Genomic DNA, 16,070 nt, shown 5'->3' on the forward strand with positions numbered 1-16,070 from the left:
CTCCTCGTATGCCGGGCCCTCTTCACGGAGCCTCCGGGACAATCTGGGTGGCGGCCAAACCCGGCCGCCGGAAACATTCACTCTCGCCCGAGGCCTTCCAGCAAGGGCACGAAACGGACCTTGAGAAGCTCGTCATAGTCCAACCCCTCCTCCGTTCGCCGCACCCGGATCAGGCTCTGCACGGCGTCGGACTGGCCCACGGGCAGGACCATGATACCGCCGATCCGCAGCTGCGCCAAGAGCGGCCCCGGCGGGTCTTCGGCGGCAGCGGTCACAATAATACGATCAAAAGGCGCGTGTTCGGGCAATCCGTGGCTGCCATCGGCGCAGAAGGTGATGATATTGGTCAGCCCGAGTTGGTCGAACAGCCCCTGCGCCTGCTGGGTCAGCCGCTTGAAACGGTCCACGGTATAGACCCGTCGGGCAAGCTGCGACAGGATCGCGGCCTGGTAGCCCGAGCCGGTGCCCAGTTCCAGCACCTTGTCGCGCGGGCCGACTTCGAGAGCCTGGGTCATGATCCCCACCACGGAGGGCTGGGAAATGGTCTGCCCGCAGATGATCGGCAACGGCGTGTCGTCATAGGCGCGATCGGCAAAGATCCCCTGCACGAAGAGCCCGCGGTCGACCTTCTCCATCGCCGTCAGCACGGCCTTGTCCGTTACGCCCTTGGATCTGAGCGCGAAGAGCAGGCGCATCTTCTGTTCGGCGGTCCAACTCATTCCAGCACGGCCTTCAGCCCTGCGAGCTGGTCATGTGCCGTCAGGTCCGCCCGCATCGGCGTGATCGAGATATAGCCGTCGATATTGGCCTGCACATCGGTGCCCGGCCCGGTGGCTACGTCCTGCTTCGCGCCCTCGACCCACAGGAAACGCCGCCCGTTGGGTGCGCGGGTCGGCTTGACGGAGAAACGCGTGCCGGGCCGGAAGCCCTGGGCGGTGACGGCGCGCCCCTTGACCTCGGCGGCCGGCAAGGGCGGGAAATTGACCGAGTAGAAGGTGCAGTAACCGCCCTTGTCGCCCCAGTCGCCCTTTTGCAGAAGGTCGCGGACAAGGGCTGCGCCATGCACGGTGGCGGCTTCGTATTCATCCTCCAGCTCAACATTGCCGGGGCCGTAGAACTGCGACAGCGCAATTGCCGGCAGACCCTGCAAGGCGGCTTCCATTGCGCCGCCCACGGTACCGGAATAGAGCGTGTTCTCGCCCGAGTTGTTGCCCCGGTTGACGCCGGAAAGAATCAGGTCCGGCTTGCCATCCGTCATCACGTCATAGATCCCGGCCAGCACGCAATCGGCGGGGCTGCCCTCGGCGGCGTAGCGGCGCTCGCCCAGCTTGGCGATCATCGTGGGGTGGGTGTAGCTGATGCAATGGCCGACGCCGGATTGCTCGAAAGCGGGCGCGACAGTCCAGACTTCCCCCTCGGCCCCCGCGACCTCATGCGCGATCTTGTAGAGCACATCGAGCCCGGCCGCGTTGATTCCGTCGTCGTTGGTGATGAGAATGCGCATGAACCGCCCTCGATTATTCTGTTTTCTGCTTTAGAGCGGCACGCAGGCAGGAGCAAGCTGCGGGGCATGGGAAAGCCCCGCGCACGCTGCGTCGGTGCGGGAGTGTTGCCGTTGCGCTTTTTTGCAAGGCGCAAGGGCGCGGTCAGCCCGCCTGCCGGATCAGGTCGACCAGCCGCGCGCCTTCGCGCGGGATCTCGACCAAGGCGCTCTTGTCCTCGCCGGGGAAAAAGCGCGCCCGAACCGCTGTCGGCACGGCTTGCGGCTGCAGGATCGTCACGCGCGGGCCGTGGCGGCGGGTTTCGGCCTGCCAGCTGCGCACCAGCGCCATCTGCGCCGCCTTGGTGGCCCCGTAGCAGCCGAAGAAGGGCTGACCGGCGCGATCATCGTCGAGAAACACCGCCTGCGCGCCCTCGCGTGCCTGCAGAAGCGGCGAAACAAAGGTGATCAGGCGGCGTGTCGCCTCGATATTGACGGCCACGGAACTGTGCCAGCTCTTGCCCTCGATCATATTCGTGGGCGTCAGCGGCGCGGCATAGATCGCCGTGTGCACCCACAGATCGAGCCCGCCCCACCGCTCGTGCACGGACCGGCAGAGATGCTGCATCGCGCCGTCATCGGTCACATCGAGCGGCGCAAGCGTCGCCTCGCCGCCCCGGGCCTTGATCCGGTCGTCGAGATCCTCAAGCCCGCCCACGGTGCGTGAGACGGCAAGGACGTGATAGTCGGGTGCGAGCGCCTCGGCCATGGCACAGCCAAGGCCACGGGAAGCGCCGGTAACGAGGGCAAGTCTGGTCATGCGCGCATCTGCACCGCGCAAAGGGCGGAGGTCAAGCGAAAGGGCGCCGGCCTCAGCCCGAGGGCATCTCCAGCTTTCTGGTGCCCGATCCGGTCTGCAGGAACATCTCGCCATTGCCGATGGCGACAATCCGGCGTCCAGCGACCTTCTCCCCCATCGTCACCTTCTCGATCCGGCCGGAAGAATGGCGCACCAGCGCATGGCGTTCGGCATCCGTGCCGAACGTGCCGATCAGGGCAAGCCGGTCCAGCTGGATCTCGTTTTTCTGCGTGGCCGCGGTGGCGACCGTCTTGTTCTCGGACATCATGATCCTCGTTGCACAATGGCCAGCCAGCGACCGCCTGATCAGGCAGGAACGATGGACAGGACAAAGCGATGATGAAAAAACTTCCCAGCCGCGCTGAATGCAGCGCTGAAGCGGGGTTACGGCGCAAGTATTCGCCCCGGCCCGGAGTTGGAAGTCACGAGATCGCGCGGGGCGCGTGATGAGCCGGAACCCGCCCGCCTGCGCGCCAGACTGGGCGATTTGTCGCGCAGGCCGCGTGCGCGGGCAGGCGCGGGATCGGGCGGAGCGTTCCGGGCGGCGGCAAACCACCCTTACGGAAAGGCTGACCTTTCGGCCCCCGCACGCTACAAGACTCCCGGCACAGCCCACGCCGTTTTCTGCCCGCGGCAGCCGATGGAGGCCCCTATGCAAGGCGATGCTACGCTTGTTTTCTACCTGATCGGACTAACCGCGATCATGATGGCGTCGAACAAGGTCCGCTACGACCTGATCGCGCTGATCGTGCTTGTCACGCTCGCCCTGACCGGCATCCTGACCCCGACCGAGGCGGTCTCGGGATTCGGCGCCACGATCATCATCATGGTCGCGGGCCTCTTCGTGGTCGGCGAAATGCTCGACCGGACCGGCGTGGCCCGCACCGTGGGCGACCTGATTCTGAAACAGGGCAAAGGCGACGAGGTACGGCTGATGATCCCGCTCTGCGTCGGTGCGGCGTTGCTGGGATCGGTCATGTCCTCGACAGCGGTGGTGGCGATCTTCATCCCGATCGTGATGCGGATCGCCCGCGACACCGACATCAACGCCGCGCGGCTGCTGATGCCCATGTCCTATGGCGCACTGCTCTCGGGCATGCTGACGCTCATCGGCACGCCCGGCAACCTCGCGGTATCCGACGCGCTGCGCGATGCCACCGGCGAACCGTTGGGCTTTTTCAGCTTCTCGCTCGTGGGCCTGATCGTGTTGGCCGGAACCGTCCTGTTTTTCGCCTTCGCCGGGCGACACCTGCTGGGGCCGAAATATGCTGACGGCAGCGACCAGCCGCGCAGCCGCAGCCGCTCCTTCGCCGAGATGTACCGCGACCATGGTGTCGAGCGGGTCGAGGTGATCCGCCTCGCGCAGGCCTATGAAGGGGCCGCCGCGCGCGAGTTCGAACTCTCCGCGCCACGCATCCTCGCCCGCCGCCGTCGCGGCCCGCGCGGCAATGCCAATACCTCACTCTACTCGGCGGGGATGGATTTCCAGCCGGGCGACCTGATCGTGGTGACCGGATCGGAGGCAGAGATCGCCTCCTTCTGCGACCGGCCCGGCCTCGATCATGTCTGCAGCTTCTACGACGACATGAATGCCTGGATCGACACGCTGGGCATCATGGAAGTGATGATCCACCCCGAGGCGAGCGTTCTGGGCCAGACCATCGAGGACCTGGAATTCCGCTCCACCTATGGTCTGGAAGTGCTGGCGCTCAAGCGCGGCTCCGAGCCGGTTCTGGATTTCGAGGAAGAGAAGCTGCGCAAGAGCGACCGCCTGCTGGTGGCCGGAAAATGGACGCGGCTCGACCGGATCAACCGCCGCAGCCGCGATTTCGTGATCCTCGAGGAGCCGCATGAACGCTCGCTCTCGGTGCCCAACTCGAACAAGCTCTGGATCGCCATGATCATCCTCTTTGCGATGATCGGGGTCTCGCTCGGTGGCATGTCGATCACCATCGCCGTTATCCTGGCCGCTATCGCCGCCGTGCTGACCGGCACGGTCACGACCAACCAGGCCTATCGCTCGATCAAGCTGGACACGCTGGTGCTGATCGCGGGCATGCTGCCGCTGGCGACCGCGCTCGACAAGACGGGCGGCACGGACATGATCGTCAACGCGCTGATCGGCATGGCGGGCGAGGAAAACCCGCGCGCCGTGATGTTCGCCATGTTCGTCCTGACCATGTCGCTGAGCTGGATCCTGTCCAACACGGCAACATTGGTGCTCGTGGCGCCCATCGCGGTTAACGCGGCGCTGTCGATGGGGGTGTCGCCGTTGCCAATGGCCATCGCGGTGCTCGTCGCGGGGTCCGCCGGCTTCGCTTCGCCGGTCTCCTCGCCCGTGGTGACACTGGTGGTCAACCCGGGCGGCTACAAGTTCATCGACTTCCTGAAATGCGGGTTGCCGATGACATTACTGGTGGCTGCAACCACGCTTTTCCTGATCCCGGTGATCTTTCCGTTCTGAAGGCCCCGGCCTCGGAGCAAAAGCGAGGTGCTCCCGCCCGTCGTCGTCGCATCGAAGATGCGCTCCTCCCGTTGGGGGTGGCGCGCGCTTCGCGCGCGTGGTGTGATGCCGCTGGCGGCAAAATGCCTGCAGTGGAACAACAGCTCCGTGCCACAGGCACACAGCGCGAAGCGCTGCCACCGCCGCACGAGCCATGCTCGGCGGCAAGCTTGCTTGCTGTGACAGACAGCTGGATGATCAGCGCAGCTCAGGCGCCAACACGCGCCTGAACGAGCGGAGATGGTCTCACTCCGCCGCTGTCTTCAGCTTGAAGCCGCGCTCGATCATGTCGAAGGGCTCGACGGGGTATTCGCCCGAGAAGCACGCATCGCAATATTTCGGGCAATTGCTGTCGCGCCCTTCACCCTGGCCGACGGCCCGGTAGAGCCCGTCAAGGGAGATGAACTTGAGGCTGTCCACCGCGAGATGCTCGCGCATCTCCTCCTCGGACATGGTTGCGGCAAGCAGTTTCTCGCGCTTCGGCGTGTCCACGCCGTAGAAACAGGGCCAGGCTGTCGGCGGCGAGGCGATGCGGAAATGCACCTCCTTGGCGCCGGCGTCGAGGATCATTTCCTTGATCTTGCGGCTCGTCGTACCGCGCACCACCGAGTCATCCACGAGGATCACCCGCTTACCGGCGATCAGCGCCCGGTTAACGTTGAGCTTCAGCCGAACGCCCATGTTGCGGATCTGCTCGGACGGCTCGATGAAGGTCCGCCCCATATACTGGTTGCGGATGATCCCCATCGCGTAAGGAATGCCGCTTTCCTGGCTGAACCCGATCGCCGCAGGTGTCCCGCTATCGGGCACCGGGCAAACCAGATCGGCATCGACCGGGTTCTCGCGCGCCAGCTCCACGCCGATCTGGCGGCGTGTCTCGTAAACGGAGCGGCCGCCGAGAATGGAATCGGGGCGGGAGAAATAGACATGCTCGAAAATGCAGAAACGCGACTGGCGCGACTCGAAGGGACGATGGCTCGTCACGCCCTTCTCCGGCGAGATCACGACCATCTCGCCCGGCTCGATCTCGCGCACGAACTCGGCACCGATGATGTCGAGCGCGCAGGTCTCGGAGCTGAGCACCCAGCCATCGCCGATCCGGCCCAGCACCAGCGGGCGTACGCCCAGCGGGTCGCGCACGCCGATCAGTTTGGTCCGCGTCATGGCGACGACAGAGAAAGCGCCTTCGACCCGGCGCAGCGCATCCTTCATCCGCTCGGGAATGTCGCGCTGCAACGAGCGGGCCATCAGGTGGATGATGCATTCGCTGTCCGAACCGGACTGGAAGATCGACCCGCGGTCGATCAGCTCGCGCCGCAGCGCCTCGGCATTGGTGATGTTGCCGTTATGCGCAATCGCCGCGCCGCCCATGGAGAACTCGCCGAAGAAGGGCTGCACGTCGCGGATCTCGGTGCGCCCCTTCGAGCCGGCGGTGGAGTAGCGCACATGGCCGATCCCGAGATCGCCCGGCAGCGTCTCCATCAGTTTGGCGGACGTGAAATTGTCCCGCACGTAACCGAAGCGGCGTGCCGAGTGAAAACCCGTCCCGTGGTTATGGGTGACGATCCCGCCCGCCTCCTGGCCCCGATGCTGCAGCGCATGCAGGCCGAGGGCGACGAAATTGGCGGCATCCGTCACGCCGATGACACCAAAGACGCCGCATTCTTCGCGGAGCTTGTCGTCATCGAACGGGTGGGCATGGAACGGCTTCGCGTTTTCGAGCGCGTCAGACATTTTACGGTGGGCTCCGAATCCGGCGGTGAGGTGCGCCGCCTCTTTACGGGCTTATACCTCAGGTGTCATCCCTTTGTCATGGTTCCCGGCCTGCAGGCTGCCTCACGGCCACCGGCGGGCTCCCGCTCACGAGGCCAGAACATCCGGCTGACTTTTCCAAATCCATAATTTGAGGGGGAATCCGAACGAAAAACCCCGGCATGCCCAAGGACAGCCGGGGGTAAAATCTCCGCGATGTGTCGAATCGGTCAGTTCGCGTTGGTCGGCGCAGGTTCGGAAACAGGAGCGCTGCCGGCGCCGCAGGACTGGTCGATCAGCGATTCGAACTTGTCTGTCAGCCAGGCAAGCGCCGTCTCCTGATCCGCGATCTCGCCGCTCACGCTGTCCTTCATCGAGGCGAAGACCTGCGCCGAGCGGCTCTGATCGACCATGTCGACGCCCTCTGCGCCGACGGCGAATTCGTAGATCACCAGCGCGATCACCACCAGCAGCATCCCGCGCAGCACGCCGAAGAGGAATCCGAGCCCCTGGTCGATCGCGTTGAGCGCCGAGCGTTGCACCAGCGAGGAAAAGACCGGGGTGAAGAGTGCGAAGACGATCAGCGCCAGGGCGAAGACGCCGGCAAAGGCCGCGATGGTCGAAGCCGTGCAATTGTCGAGGAAATCGCTGAGCACCGGGATCTCGCGCACGAGCGGTTCGGCTTGCGGTGCGAAGATATAGGCGAGCACGGCCGCGGCGATCCAGCCGGCGATGGCCAGCGCCTCGCGGACGAAGCCACGCGAATAGGCGAGAATCGCCGAGAAGAGAATGATGACCGCAACGCCGCCGTCAACGATAGTGAAGCCTTCCATGCGCTTGCCTTCCTGCCCCGAGACAGTTTCTTTTGCGACGCCTAGCCCGCGCCGAATATTTCACCCACAAAGGTTGCCAGATCGTTCATCTGGCAGACCATAACGCCCTTCGGAATGGATCCGGCAGACCGTTCCGGTAACGTCGCCTGCGAGAAACCAAGTTTTTGCGCCTCTTTCAACCTGTTTTCTGTCTGGCTGACCGGACGCAGGGCGCCGCTGAGACTGATCTCGCCGAAGACGACCATGTCCGCGGGCAGGGCTGCATCCTCCCGCGCCGACAGCAAAGCCGCCGCAACGGCGAGGTCCGCGGCGGGCTCGCTCACCCGCAAACCACCCGCGACGTTCAGGTAGACATCGAGCCCGGCAAAGGGGATGCCGCAGCGCGCCTCCAGCACCGCGAGGATCATCGCCAGCCGGCTGCCATCCCAGCCGACCACCGTCCGACGGGCCTGCGGCGTGGGCGAGGGCGCGACAAGGGCCTGAAATTCCACCAGAACCGGGCGCGTGCCCTCGACGCCGGCAAAGACCACAGCCCCCGGCGCCCGCGTCTCCCGGTCCGACAGGAACAGCGCCGAAGGGTTGGCCACCTCGGCCAGCCCGCGCCCTGTCATCTCGAAAACGCCGATCTCGTCGGCCGGCCCGAACCGGTTCTTCACCGCGCGCAGGATACGGAACTGGTGGCCGCGCTCGCCCTCGAAATAAAGCACTGTGTCGACCATGTGCTCGACCACGCGCGGACCGGCAATCTGGCCATCCTTGGTGACGTGACCGACGAGCACAACCGATGTACCGCGTCTTTTCGCAAAGCTCACCAATTCATGCGCGGCCGAGCGAACCTGGCTCACGGACCCCGGCGCGGCCTCCACATTGTCGGCCCACATGGTCTGAATCGAATCGATGATGGCGAGCTGCGGGCGTTCCCTGTCGAGCGTCGTCAGGATGTCGCGCAGGTTGGTCTCGGCCGCGAGCCGGACCTTCGCGTCGCCCAGCCCCAGCCGCTGCGCGCGCATCCGAACCTGGGCGCTCGCCTCCTCGCCCGACACGTAGACAACCGATAGCCCCGCCCCGGCGAACTTCGCCGCCGCCTGCAAGAGCAGCGTGGATTTGCCGATGCCCGGATCGCCGCCCACCAGCGTCGCCGAGGACGGCACCAGCCCGCCGCCCAACACGCGGTCCAACTCGTCCATGCCCGAACAGGTGCGCGGCGGCGGCGCTTCCTCTGCCGCGAGATCCAGCAACTCGATGGAGCGTCCCTTGCCGCCCAGCGTCTTCTTGCTGGGTCCGGCCGAAAGCGGCGCCTCTACGATGATGGTGTTCCAGGCGCCGCAGGCGTCGCAACGCCCCGACCAGCGTGGGTGGGTCGCGCCACAGGACGAACAGGTAAAGGACTTGGTTTTTGCCATGCCTCTACCTGCCCCAGCCGAAGCGGCAGGACAAGAGCGGGCGTCAGGCCGACGGGCTGCGTTTCTCGGTCAGAAACCCGATTGCCAGCGAGGCCAGGATACAGGCCGTGAACAGGTACAGCCCCCAGGCCGTCTCGACCGAGCCAACGCCAACCCCCTTGGCCAGAACGATATAAAGCGCGATCAGGAACACATCCGCCATGGCGAGCTTGCCAAGGATATGCAGCGGCCCGAGCAGCCGACGCCGCCGCGCGATGCCGAAATGCACCAGCGCCAGCCCCACCGTCTTCATGTAGGGCGCGAAAAGCGCGAAAAAGGTCACAGCCAGCGCCAGCGGCACATCGCTCCGCCAGAGCGATTGCAGCCCCGAGATCACCGAAATCTCGCTCATCCCGAAAAGCGGCAGCAAGCCCGCCCGCATCAGCGGCGCGAACCACGCCACCGGATAGAGGATCAGGAGCGAAAGATTGGCGAATTTCAGAATGTTCATGGTCGCGGATATAGGCGCTTGAAGCCCCGGCCGAAACCCCGCGCCTCGTTGCCCGGGAAAATCGCGCGCTTGTCGCTCCGAGCCGGGCCGCCCCTACGGGAGCGGCCCAAGCGCCAGCGCCTACATCGACAGGTTGGTCGCGCCGCCATCGAGCAGAATATTCTGCCCGACGATGAACTGCGCCTGCTGGGAGCAAAGGAACGCGCAGGTTGCCCCGAAATCCTTGGCGTCGCCATATTTTCCCGCGGGAATCGTGCCCAGCCGTTTCTTCCTCTCCTCCTCCGGAGTTGTACCGGCCAGCCTTGCAGCAGATGCATCAAGGTTGATCATCCGATCCGTCGCGTGAATGCCCGGCAGCAGGTTGTTGATGGTCACGCCGCTCGGCGCCACCTGACGCGACGTGCCGGCCACGTAACCGGTCAGACCCGCGCGCGCCGCGTTGGACAGGCCCAGCACCGGAACCGGCGCCTTGACCGACACGGAGGTGATATTGACCACCCTTCCCCAGCCGCGCTCCATCATGCCCGGCACCATTGCCTTCATCAGCGCGATCGGCGCCAGCATGTTGGCATCCAGCGCCTTGATGAAATCCTCGCGTTCCCAGTCCGTCCACATGCCCGGCGGCGGCCCGCCGGCATTGGTCACCAGAATGTCTACCTGGCCTGCCACTTCCAGAACCTTTGCACGCCCCGCCTCATCGGTGATATCGGCCGCAACCGCTTCGACCGACACGCCGTATTCGGCACAGATCGCCGTTGCCGTCTCCTCCAGCGCCTCGGACCCGCGCGCGTTCAGCACAAGTTCCACTCCGGCCGCGGCCAACGCCTCCGCACACCCGCGCCCCAGCCCTTTAGAGGAAGCCGTCACCAGCGCCCGCTTACCTGCGATTCCAAGATCCATCGTCTTTCCTTCCTTGTCTGCGCCCTCCTCGCGGATGGGTCTTGGCGGCGAGACTGCCGCGCATCGCGGCGCCCCGCAACCCCGTGGCGATTGACCCGCCCCCGTTCGGAGCGCTATCGGGGAGCATCCGACCCGACCCAGACGGACATCATGACCGACGCAGCCCTGCCTCAAGCCGACTACCACTGCCATGTCTTTGCGGGCACCGCCTTTTCCGTGGTTTCCGGCGCCAACCTCGGCGATCCCCTGCTAGGAGTTGGGGAGCTTTGCCCCGGCGACGTCTACCGCCTCTCGCCCCGGGCACAGGCGCTGCAGATCGCCGTGGCCGATTCCGGCAGCCAGGGAGGCCGCGTCCTGCGGGCAGACCATGGCCACCAGCGCCTCGCCAAGGGCAGCGAATTCGGGCTTCCCGGCGCCATGCTGCAGCTTTCCGCCCGGCTGACCTTCCTCGCCCCCGAGGGCCACCAGGTCGACCTGCTGCTGCTGGCGTTGTCAACGCCGGAAGGAGACGCCTTTGCCGCCCTGCCGCTGGAACCGGTCGAGCCGGGCCGCGATCACACGCTGATCGGCATCGACCCGACCCCCGAGCCGGTGCGACTGGCCGATATCACCTCGCTCGCCTTCGGGCGCGGCACCCATATCACGCTGGCCGATGGCCGGCAGGTTCCCGTCGAAGCGCTGGAAATCGGCGCCCGCATCCTGACACGCGATCACGGAGCCCAGCCGTTGCGGCAGATCCTGCGCCGCACCGTGCGCGCCGTCGGCCCCTTTGCCCCAGTCGTGATCCCGCGCGATACGTTCGGCAATGATGGCGACCTTATCCTGTCGCAGCAGCAGCGGCTCTTCATTTATCAACGCGAGTCCGACCGGCTGACCGATACCGCCGAAATGCTGATAAAGGCCGGATATCTCGTTGATAACGAAAAGGTCTTCCTGCGTCCGGGTGGGTATTCGGATTTCTTCACGCTGGTCTTCGACCATCACGAGGTGATCTATGCCGAATGCATCCCGGTGGAGAGCCTAGAAGTGAACGCCGCCACCCGGCCGGCGCTTCCCGAGGACATCGCCCAGGCGCTTCCCGATCTGGACCACGCGCCGCATGTCGGAACCGAGGCGGACCGCAGCACCGCCCAGGCAACGCTTGAGAAATTGCTTAAGGAACGCAATTCAAGCCGCTGATCTAGCGCTAATTTTTTGCGATCAAACCAGGCTCTTTATCAAAGGCGTCCATTGCGCACGCATTGCACGAAAGGCCGCCTGCGGCTTGTCAAAGATCGAGAGCCCCTCCTCGGCCAGATCGCCATAGGCAACCCGCTCCGAGATCCGCGCGACCGGCTGCTGGCCGACCTTTTCGAAAAAGTCATCGAGCCGCGCATTGGCCCGCCCGCGCGGTTTCAGACGGTTGGCCAGAAGCTCGATCCCCACCTTGCCCTTGCGGATGCGCTTGATGTCCTGCAGGTCCTTCAGGAACCGCTTCGAACTGTCCGCATCGAAGAAGGAGGGCATGACCGGACAGATCACCGCCTTTGCCTCGGCCACGAGCATCTGGGAATCGTCGTCATAGAGCGCGCCGGGTGCGTCGATCACCACCCAGTCGATCCCCTTGGGCACCTCGCCCAGCGATTTGTGCGAGGACCAGTCGAGATGGGTGATCTTGGCGACATTCTTCGGCCGGCGCTTGAGCCAGCGCGTGGTCGATTTCTGCAAATCGGCATCCGCCAGCGCCACTTTCCAGCCGCCATCGGCCAGGGCAGCGGCAAGCGTGATCGCGGTGGTCGTCTTGCCGCATCCCCCCTTGCGATTGGCAATCAACACCGTCTTCATCTGCTCTCCCCCTCCTCGGGTTTCTCGTTGCTATCCAGGAATTGCTTGATAAAGCGCCGTATCTCTCGGGCCGCCGAGGTATCGAGATCCTCGCAAAGTTTTACGAATCGTTCCCTGTCCGAGACCGGAATCCGGATCAGGAGTTGCCCATCGTTCTTCATTTTCCTGCTACTGCCCGACATGGCGCCCATGCATATTTTTGTATCTACATTGTATATACAAACCGCAACGACGCAACCCGCCGCGCCGGGCAAGCCCCTTGCACCACCCGGACCAAGTTCTCTACAGATGAGACCAACACGCCGGTTTCCGGTTGATCTGTCCGCATAACGCAGCAAAGGCGCCGGACAGGGCAAAGGGAACAGGGCAGAAGCGGAAAATGTGGAGTACCCTGTATGAAGACCGGACAGATTGTCCCCGCGATCCTGGCCCTGCTGGCCCTGGGCGCTTGCGCGGAAACAACCATTACCACGGGCCCCGAGGGCGACATCGCCACGCTGAAGGATGTGCCTGAGGGCGTGATCGCGTTGGCCGCGCCGAACCAGGACCTGACCACGGTCCGCATCCAGCCCGAAGACGGTTGCTACTGGTACCGCTATTCCGGCCCGGTCGAGACGACCTACCTGCCGCTGCGCGCAAGGGATGGCCGCCCGATCTGCTCGCGCGCACCGGAAACGGCGCAAACCAGCGGTTGATTACGGCCGCAGGCAAGAACCCGGTCCAGATATGACAAAGGCCCCGAATCCCGGGGCCTTTTCCATTTCGTGGCGATCCGTTCCGACGCGATCAGTTGGCGGCGGTGACGTAATTCTCTCCGGGATAAAGAACGGCTTTCGAGCCCGTCGCCACGTTGTCATACAGCCCGATGATATGGGCCATCACCATCCGAACGCAGCCCGAGCTGGCGCGGCTGCCAATGGACCCTGCCAAGGGGGTGCCATGGATCCGAAGCATCGTGTCGCGACTGCCGACATAGAGGTAAAGCGCGCGCGATCCGAGCGGGTTGCTCGGCCCGCCCTCACGGCCATCCTCGAATTTCTTATAGATATGGGGCTCGCGCTCGACCATATGCGCCGTCGGCGTCCAGGACGGCCATTTCGCCTTGCGCTTGATCGTGTAGGTTCCGGGCTCGTAGAGATTGCCACGCCCGATTGCCACGCCATAACGCATGGCGGTGCCGTTATCCTGGATGTGATAGAGATAGCGCGCCACGGCATCCACGTGAATCTCGCCCGGGGTGAGCCCGGGATTGGCCTCGACCACGCGCGGAAGGAAGCGCTGCTGAATGCCCCAGGGGTTGGAGACCGCAGGGTCGTAATTGGCCGGTGTTACCTGCGCATCCCAAGCAGACCATTGCGACGCCGCCGCATTCGCAACGCCCGGCAGCCCGATCGGGGCCGAGAACAGTGCGGCGGACGACATGATGAAGTGGCGCCGGGTCAGCATTGGAAAACTCCTTTGGGGGCCAAGAAACAATCAACTCCGCGTCCTTTCGCACAACGCCGGTTGCCGAATCAAGCCTCGCAACCTTTCAAATGCCTCACAATGCGGTGTCTCGGCCGGGACTCGCGGCATTCAGCCGATCTGCATAGTCCGCAGGAAAAACGACCCTGCGGATCGTGCCTCCGGCGGAAGTATTTTTCAGAAAGATGAACAGGTACGACATCCTCCCATTCCTCTTTCCCCAAATATCCCGGGGGGAGCGCTCGCCAGAGCGCGGGGGGGCAGAGCCCCCCATTTCGGCGGCATCCGCTATTCCGAAACGGCTAGGATGCCCAACGAGCGCGGCAGCGTTATCCGCGTTTCTCAGTGTGGAATTGGGCCGATTCCGTGCCGTAATGGCTCGACCTTGCTCCAAAGGCGCCACGCAGACGCCCCGCGGCAATACCGAGCTTGTGCACCGCCTTGACCACGCCATAACGGCCCGTGAGCGGGACAGTCAGAAAATTCAGCAGCCCGTCAAGCAGCCTGAGAAAGGCCTGTCCGATACAGGACAACTTGGATTTTTGTCCCAGAACCACAGCGTTATTGGATTGGTCCCGCGCCCGCTTGAAATGATACCCGAGCGTCAGCCGTTTCTGCGGCATCGGATCGTCGACATAGGCGGCGGGAACAAATCCGATCCGGCCGCCCGCGGCGAGGAAATCGCGGCTGAACTTGGTGTCGGAACCGCCGGTGAATTGCAGCGCCTCGTCGAAACGCACGCCCGTGCGCCGCTGCGCGTCCAACGAGAGGCACCAATTATTGGTGTAGATGTCGATCGCGCCGTCGCGCCCCCCCTCCGCGCGGCGGCTCTTGGAACGGATCCGACCTTCCGCGCGTTTCTGAAGATGTTTCAGGACCGCCCGGTTCCACCCCGTCAGCGTGCCCGCCGGCGCCACCAGCCGCACCGGCCCGCCGGCCAACTCCAGCCCGCGCGCCGTCACGCCCTCCATGAGCGTCACCAGCCAGTCCGCGGCCACGACCTCGTCGTCATCGACGAAGGTCAGGAAATCGACACCCTCCTCGAGCGCCATGTCCAGCACCTTGTTGCGCCCCATCGGAATACCCTGCCGCGGCTCCAGGCCAAGCTGCACCGGCTCGGGCACCCGCTTCCGGAAAGCCTCGACCACCTCGGCGGCCTGATGCGCCTCGTCATTCTCGGCGAAAAGGAAGATCACCTCCACGCCCTCGGGCCGCTGCATGGCCGCGAAACTGTCGAGCAATTCGCCGAACATTTTCGGCCGCCGCCGCGTGATCGCCCCGATTGCAACGCGCATTGAACTCTCCTGCTCTCGCATTCGCGCCCGCCATATCCTGTTTACCCAATCGTTCCAAGCGTCTCACGGCTTGCGCCGCGTGGACCGCTCTGCCACGCTGAGGCTGCAGAGGGAGGAAAGTCATGTCGCGCACAGCCCCCGCCTTGACGCTTGGAATCGAGGAAGAATACCTGCTCGTCGATGCCGAGACGCTGGAACTTGCCAATGCCCCCACGGCGCTGATCGAGGAATGCCAGGGCGCGATGCAGGGGCAGGTCTCGCCCGAGTTCCTGCAATGCCAGATCGAGGTCGGCACCAAGGTTTGCCAGGACATCAGCGCCGCGCGCGACGAGATCAAGCGGCTGCGCTCCACCGTGGCCCGTTGCGCCAAGCGGCACGGGATGGCGCCGATTGCCGCGTCCTGCCACCCCTTCGCCGACTGGAAGAAGCAGATGCATACCGACAAGAGCCGGTATAACGAGCTGGAACAGGCACTGGCCGGCGTGGCCCGGCGGCTGCTGATCTGCGGCATGCATGTGCATGTGGGCATCGAGAGCCCGGCGCAGCGGATCGATCTGATGAACCAGCTCACCTATTTCCTGCCGCATCTGCTGGCCATGTCGGCCTCCTCGCCTTTCTGGATGGGACAGGATACGGGGCTCGCCTCCTACCGGCTGACCGTCTTCGACAACCTGCCCCGCACCGGCCTGCCGCCGCAGCTCAACTCCTGGGCCGAGTTCGAGCGGATGACCGGCGCTCTGGTGGATCTCGGCATCATCGAGGACAGCTCCAAGATCTGGTGGGATCTGCGCCCCTCCTCGCGTTTCCCGACCATCGAGACGCGGATCTGCGACGTGCCCACGAAACTTGAGCACACGCTGACCATTGCCGCTCTGACGCAGTGCTTCACCCGCATGCTCTGGCGGTTGGCAGCGCGCAACCAGCGCTGGCGGCTCTATTCCAACGTCCTGATCGGCGAGAACCGCTGGCGCGCACAGCGCTACGGGCTCAACGAGGGCATGATCGATTTCGGCCAGCGCGAGATCGTTCCCTTCGCCGTGCTGGCCGAGGAGATGTGCGAACTGCTGCAGGAGGATGCTGCTGCGCTTGACTGCGAAGCCGAGGTCGAGGGTGTGCTGAACCTGGTTCGGAACGGCAATTCGGCCGACCATCAGCGCGCCGTCTACAAGGAACGGATCGCGGCGGGCGATACGGACGACGCGGCGACCCGGGCTGTTGTCCGGTACTTGATCGACGCCTTTCACGACGGGCTGTAGCGCGACCTTGA

General features: G+C 64.6%; 16 protein-coding genes. 4 read left to right on the forward strand and 12 right to left on the reverse strand.

Going from position 1 to position 16,070, the window contains the following annotated elements:
• Positions 1-77: 77 nt before the first annotated feature.
• From BLR85_RS03075 to BLR85_RS03090, 4 genes are all read right to left on the reverse strand, one after another.
• The gene (locus tag BLR85_RS03075) at positions 78-719 is read right to left on the reverse strand and encodes a protein-L-isoaspartate(D-aspartate) O-methyltransferase (RefSeq protein ID WP_093149269.1); all 642 of its coding nucleotides are present in this window, start codon (positions 717-719) and stop codon (positions 78-80) included.
• Entirely contained in the window at positions 716-1,504 is a 789-nt protein-coding gene (surE, locus tag BLR85_RS03080) for a 5'/3'-nucleotidase SurE (protein ID WP_093149273.1), read from the reverse strand. The genes BLR85_RS03075 and surE overlap by 4 nt, the downstream gene beginning before the upstream one ends.
• A 142-nt stretch (positions 1,505-1,646) precedes the next feature.
• Positions 1,647-2,300, reverse strand: coding sequence for an SDR family oxidoreductase (locus tag BLR85_RS03085; RefSeq protein ID WP_093149277.1), 654 nt, complete (start codon positions 2,298-2,300; stop codon positions 1,647-1,649).
• 52 nt (positions 2,301-2,352) lie between these two features.
• Positions 2,353-2,604, reverse strand: coding sequence for a hypothetical protein (locus BLR85_RS03090; protein WP_093149281.1), 252 nt, complete (start codon positions 2,602-2,604; stop codon positions 2,353-2,355).
• 387 nt (positions 2,605-2,991) lie between these two features.
• On the opposite strand from BLR85_RS03090, the gene BLR85_RS03095 reads away from it, so the two are divergent.
• On the forward strand, positions 2,992-4,803 hold the full coding sequence (locus tag BLR85_RS03095; protein WP_170844441.1) for an SLC13 family permease: 1,812 nt from the start codon (positions 2,992-2,994) through the stop codon (positions 4,801-4,803).
• Positions 4,804-5,088: 285 nt separating this feature from the next.
• On the opposite strand, the gene purF is transcribed toward BLR85_RS03095, so the two are convergent.
• From purF to BLR85_RS03120, 5 genes are all read right to left on the reverse strand, one after another.
• The gene (gene purF / locus BLR85_RS03100; protein WP_093149290.1) at positions 5,089-6,576 is read right to left on the reverse strand and encodes an amidophosphoribosyltransferase; all 1,488 of its coding nucleotides are present in this window, start codon (positions 6,574-6,576) and stop codon (positions 5,089-5,091) included.
• Positions 6,577-6,824: 248 nt separating this feature from the next.
• Positions 6,825-7,427 (reverse strand): CvpA family protein, encoded by a 603-nt coding sequence (locus tag BLR85_RS03105; protein WP_093149295.1) that lies wholly within the window; start codon positions 7,425-7,427, stop codon positions 6,825-6,827.
• A gap of 41 nt (positions 7,428-7,468) precedes the next feature.
• The gene (gene radA / locus BLR85_RS03110; protein WP_093149300.1) at positions 7,469-8,830 is read right to left on the reverse strand and encodes a DNA repair protein RadA; all 1,362 of its coding nucleotides are present in this window, start codon (positions 8,828-8,830) and stop codon (positions 7,469-7,471) included.
• Positions 8,831-8,873: 43 nt separating this feature from the next.
• Positions 8,874-9,314, reverse strand: coding sequence for a paraquat-inducible protein A (locus BLR85_RS03115; RefSeq protein WP_068309565.1), 441 nt, complete (start codon positions 9,312-9,314; stop codon positions 8,874-8,876).
• 126 nt (positions 9,315-9,440) lie between these two features.
• Positions 9,441-10,220: an SDR family oxidoreductase gene (locus BLR85_RS03120; RefSeq protein WP_093149304.1), complete on the reverse strand. Its 780-nt coding sequence runs from the start codon at positions 10,218-10,220 to the stop codon at positions 9,441-9,443.
• Between the two features lie 150 nt (positions 10,221-10,370).
• On the opposite strand from BLR85_RS03120, the gene BLR85_RS03125 reads away from it, so the two are divergent.
• Positions 10,371-11,399 (forward strand): Hint domain-containing protein, encoded by a 1,029-nt coding sequence (locus BLR85_RS03125; RefSeq protein ID WP_093149307.1) that lies wholly within the window; start codon positions 10,371-10,373, stop codon positions 11,397-11,399.
• A gap of 21 nt (positions 11,400-11,420) precedes the next feature.
• Here BLR85_RS03125 and BLR85_RS03130 read toward each other — a convergent pair whose 3' ends face one another.
• Positions 11,421-12,044: a ParA family protein gene (locus tag BLR85_RS03130; protein ID WP_093149312.1), complete on the reverse strand. Its 624-nt coding sequence runs from the start codon at positions 12,042-12,044 to the stop codon at positions 11,421-11,423.
• 395 nt (positions 12,045-12,439) lie between these two features.
• On the opposite strand from BLR85_RS03130, the gene BLR85_RS03140 reads away from it, so the two are divergent.
• On the forward strand, positions 12,440-12,739 hold the full coding sequence (locus BLR85_RS03140) for a hypothetical protein (protein ID WP_093149316.1): 300 nt from the start codon (positions 12,440-12,442) through the stop codon (positions 12,737-12,739).
• Between the two features lie 91 nt (positions 12,740-12,830).
• Here the strand turns inward: BLR85_RS03140 and BLR85_RS03145 are convergent, their stop codons facing one another.
• Both BLR85_RS03145 and BLR85_RS03150 read right to left on the reverse strand, forming a co-directional pair.
• Entirely contained in the window at positions 12,831-13,490 is a 660-nt protein-coding gene (locus tag BLR85_RS03145) for a L,D-transpeptidase (protein WP_093149320.1), read from the reverse strand.
• Between the two features lie 347 nt (positions 13,491-13,837).
• Positions 13,838-14,803, reverse strand: a complete 966-nt coding sequence (locus BLR85_RS03150) for a glycosyltransferase family 2 protein (protein ID WP_170844442.1) — start codon at positions 14,801-14,803, stop codon at positions 13,838-13,840.
• Positions 14,804-14,925: 122 nt separating this feature from the next.
• Here BLR85_RS03150 and BLR85_RS03155 point away from each other — a divergent pair, with 122 nt between their 5' ends.
• Positions 14,926-16,059, forward strand: a complete 1,134-nt coding sequence (locus tag BLR85_RS03155; RefSeq protein WP_093149328.1) for a carboxylate-amine ligase — start codon at positions 14,926-14,928, stop codon at positions 16,057-16,059.
• The last annotated feature ends 11 nt before the right edge of the window (positions 16,060-16,070 follow it).

Origin of the sequence: Aliiruegeria lutimaris, assembly GCF_900099935.1 — a bacterium.
Lineage (GTDB): Bacteria > Pseudomonadota > Alphaproteobacteria > Rhodobacterales > Rhodobacteraceae > Tropicimonas > Tropicimonas lutimaris.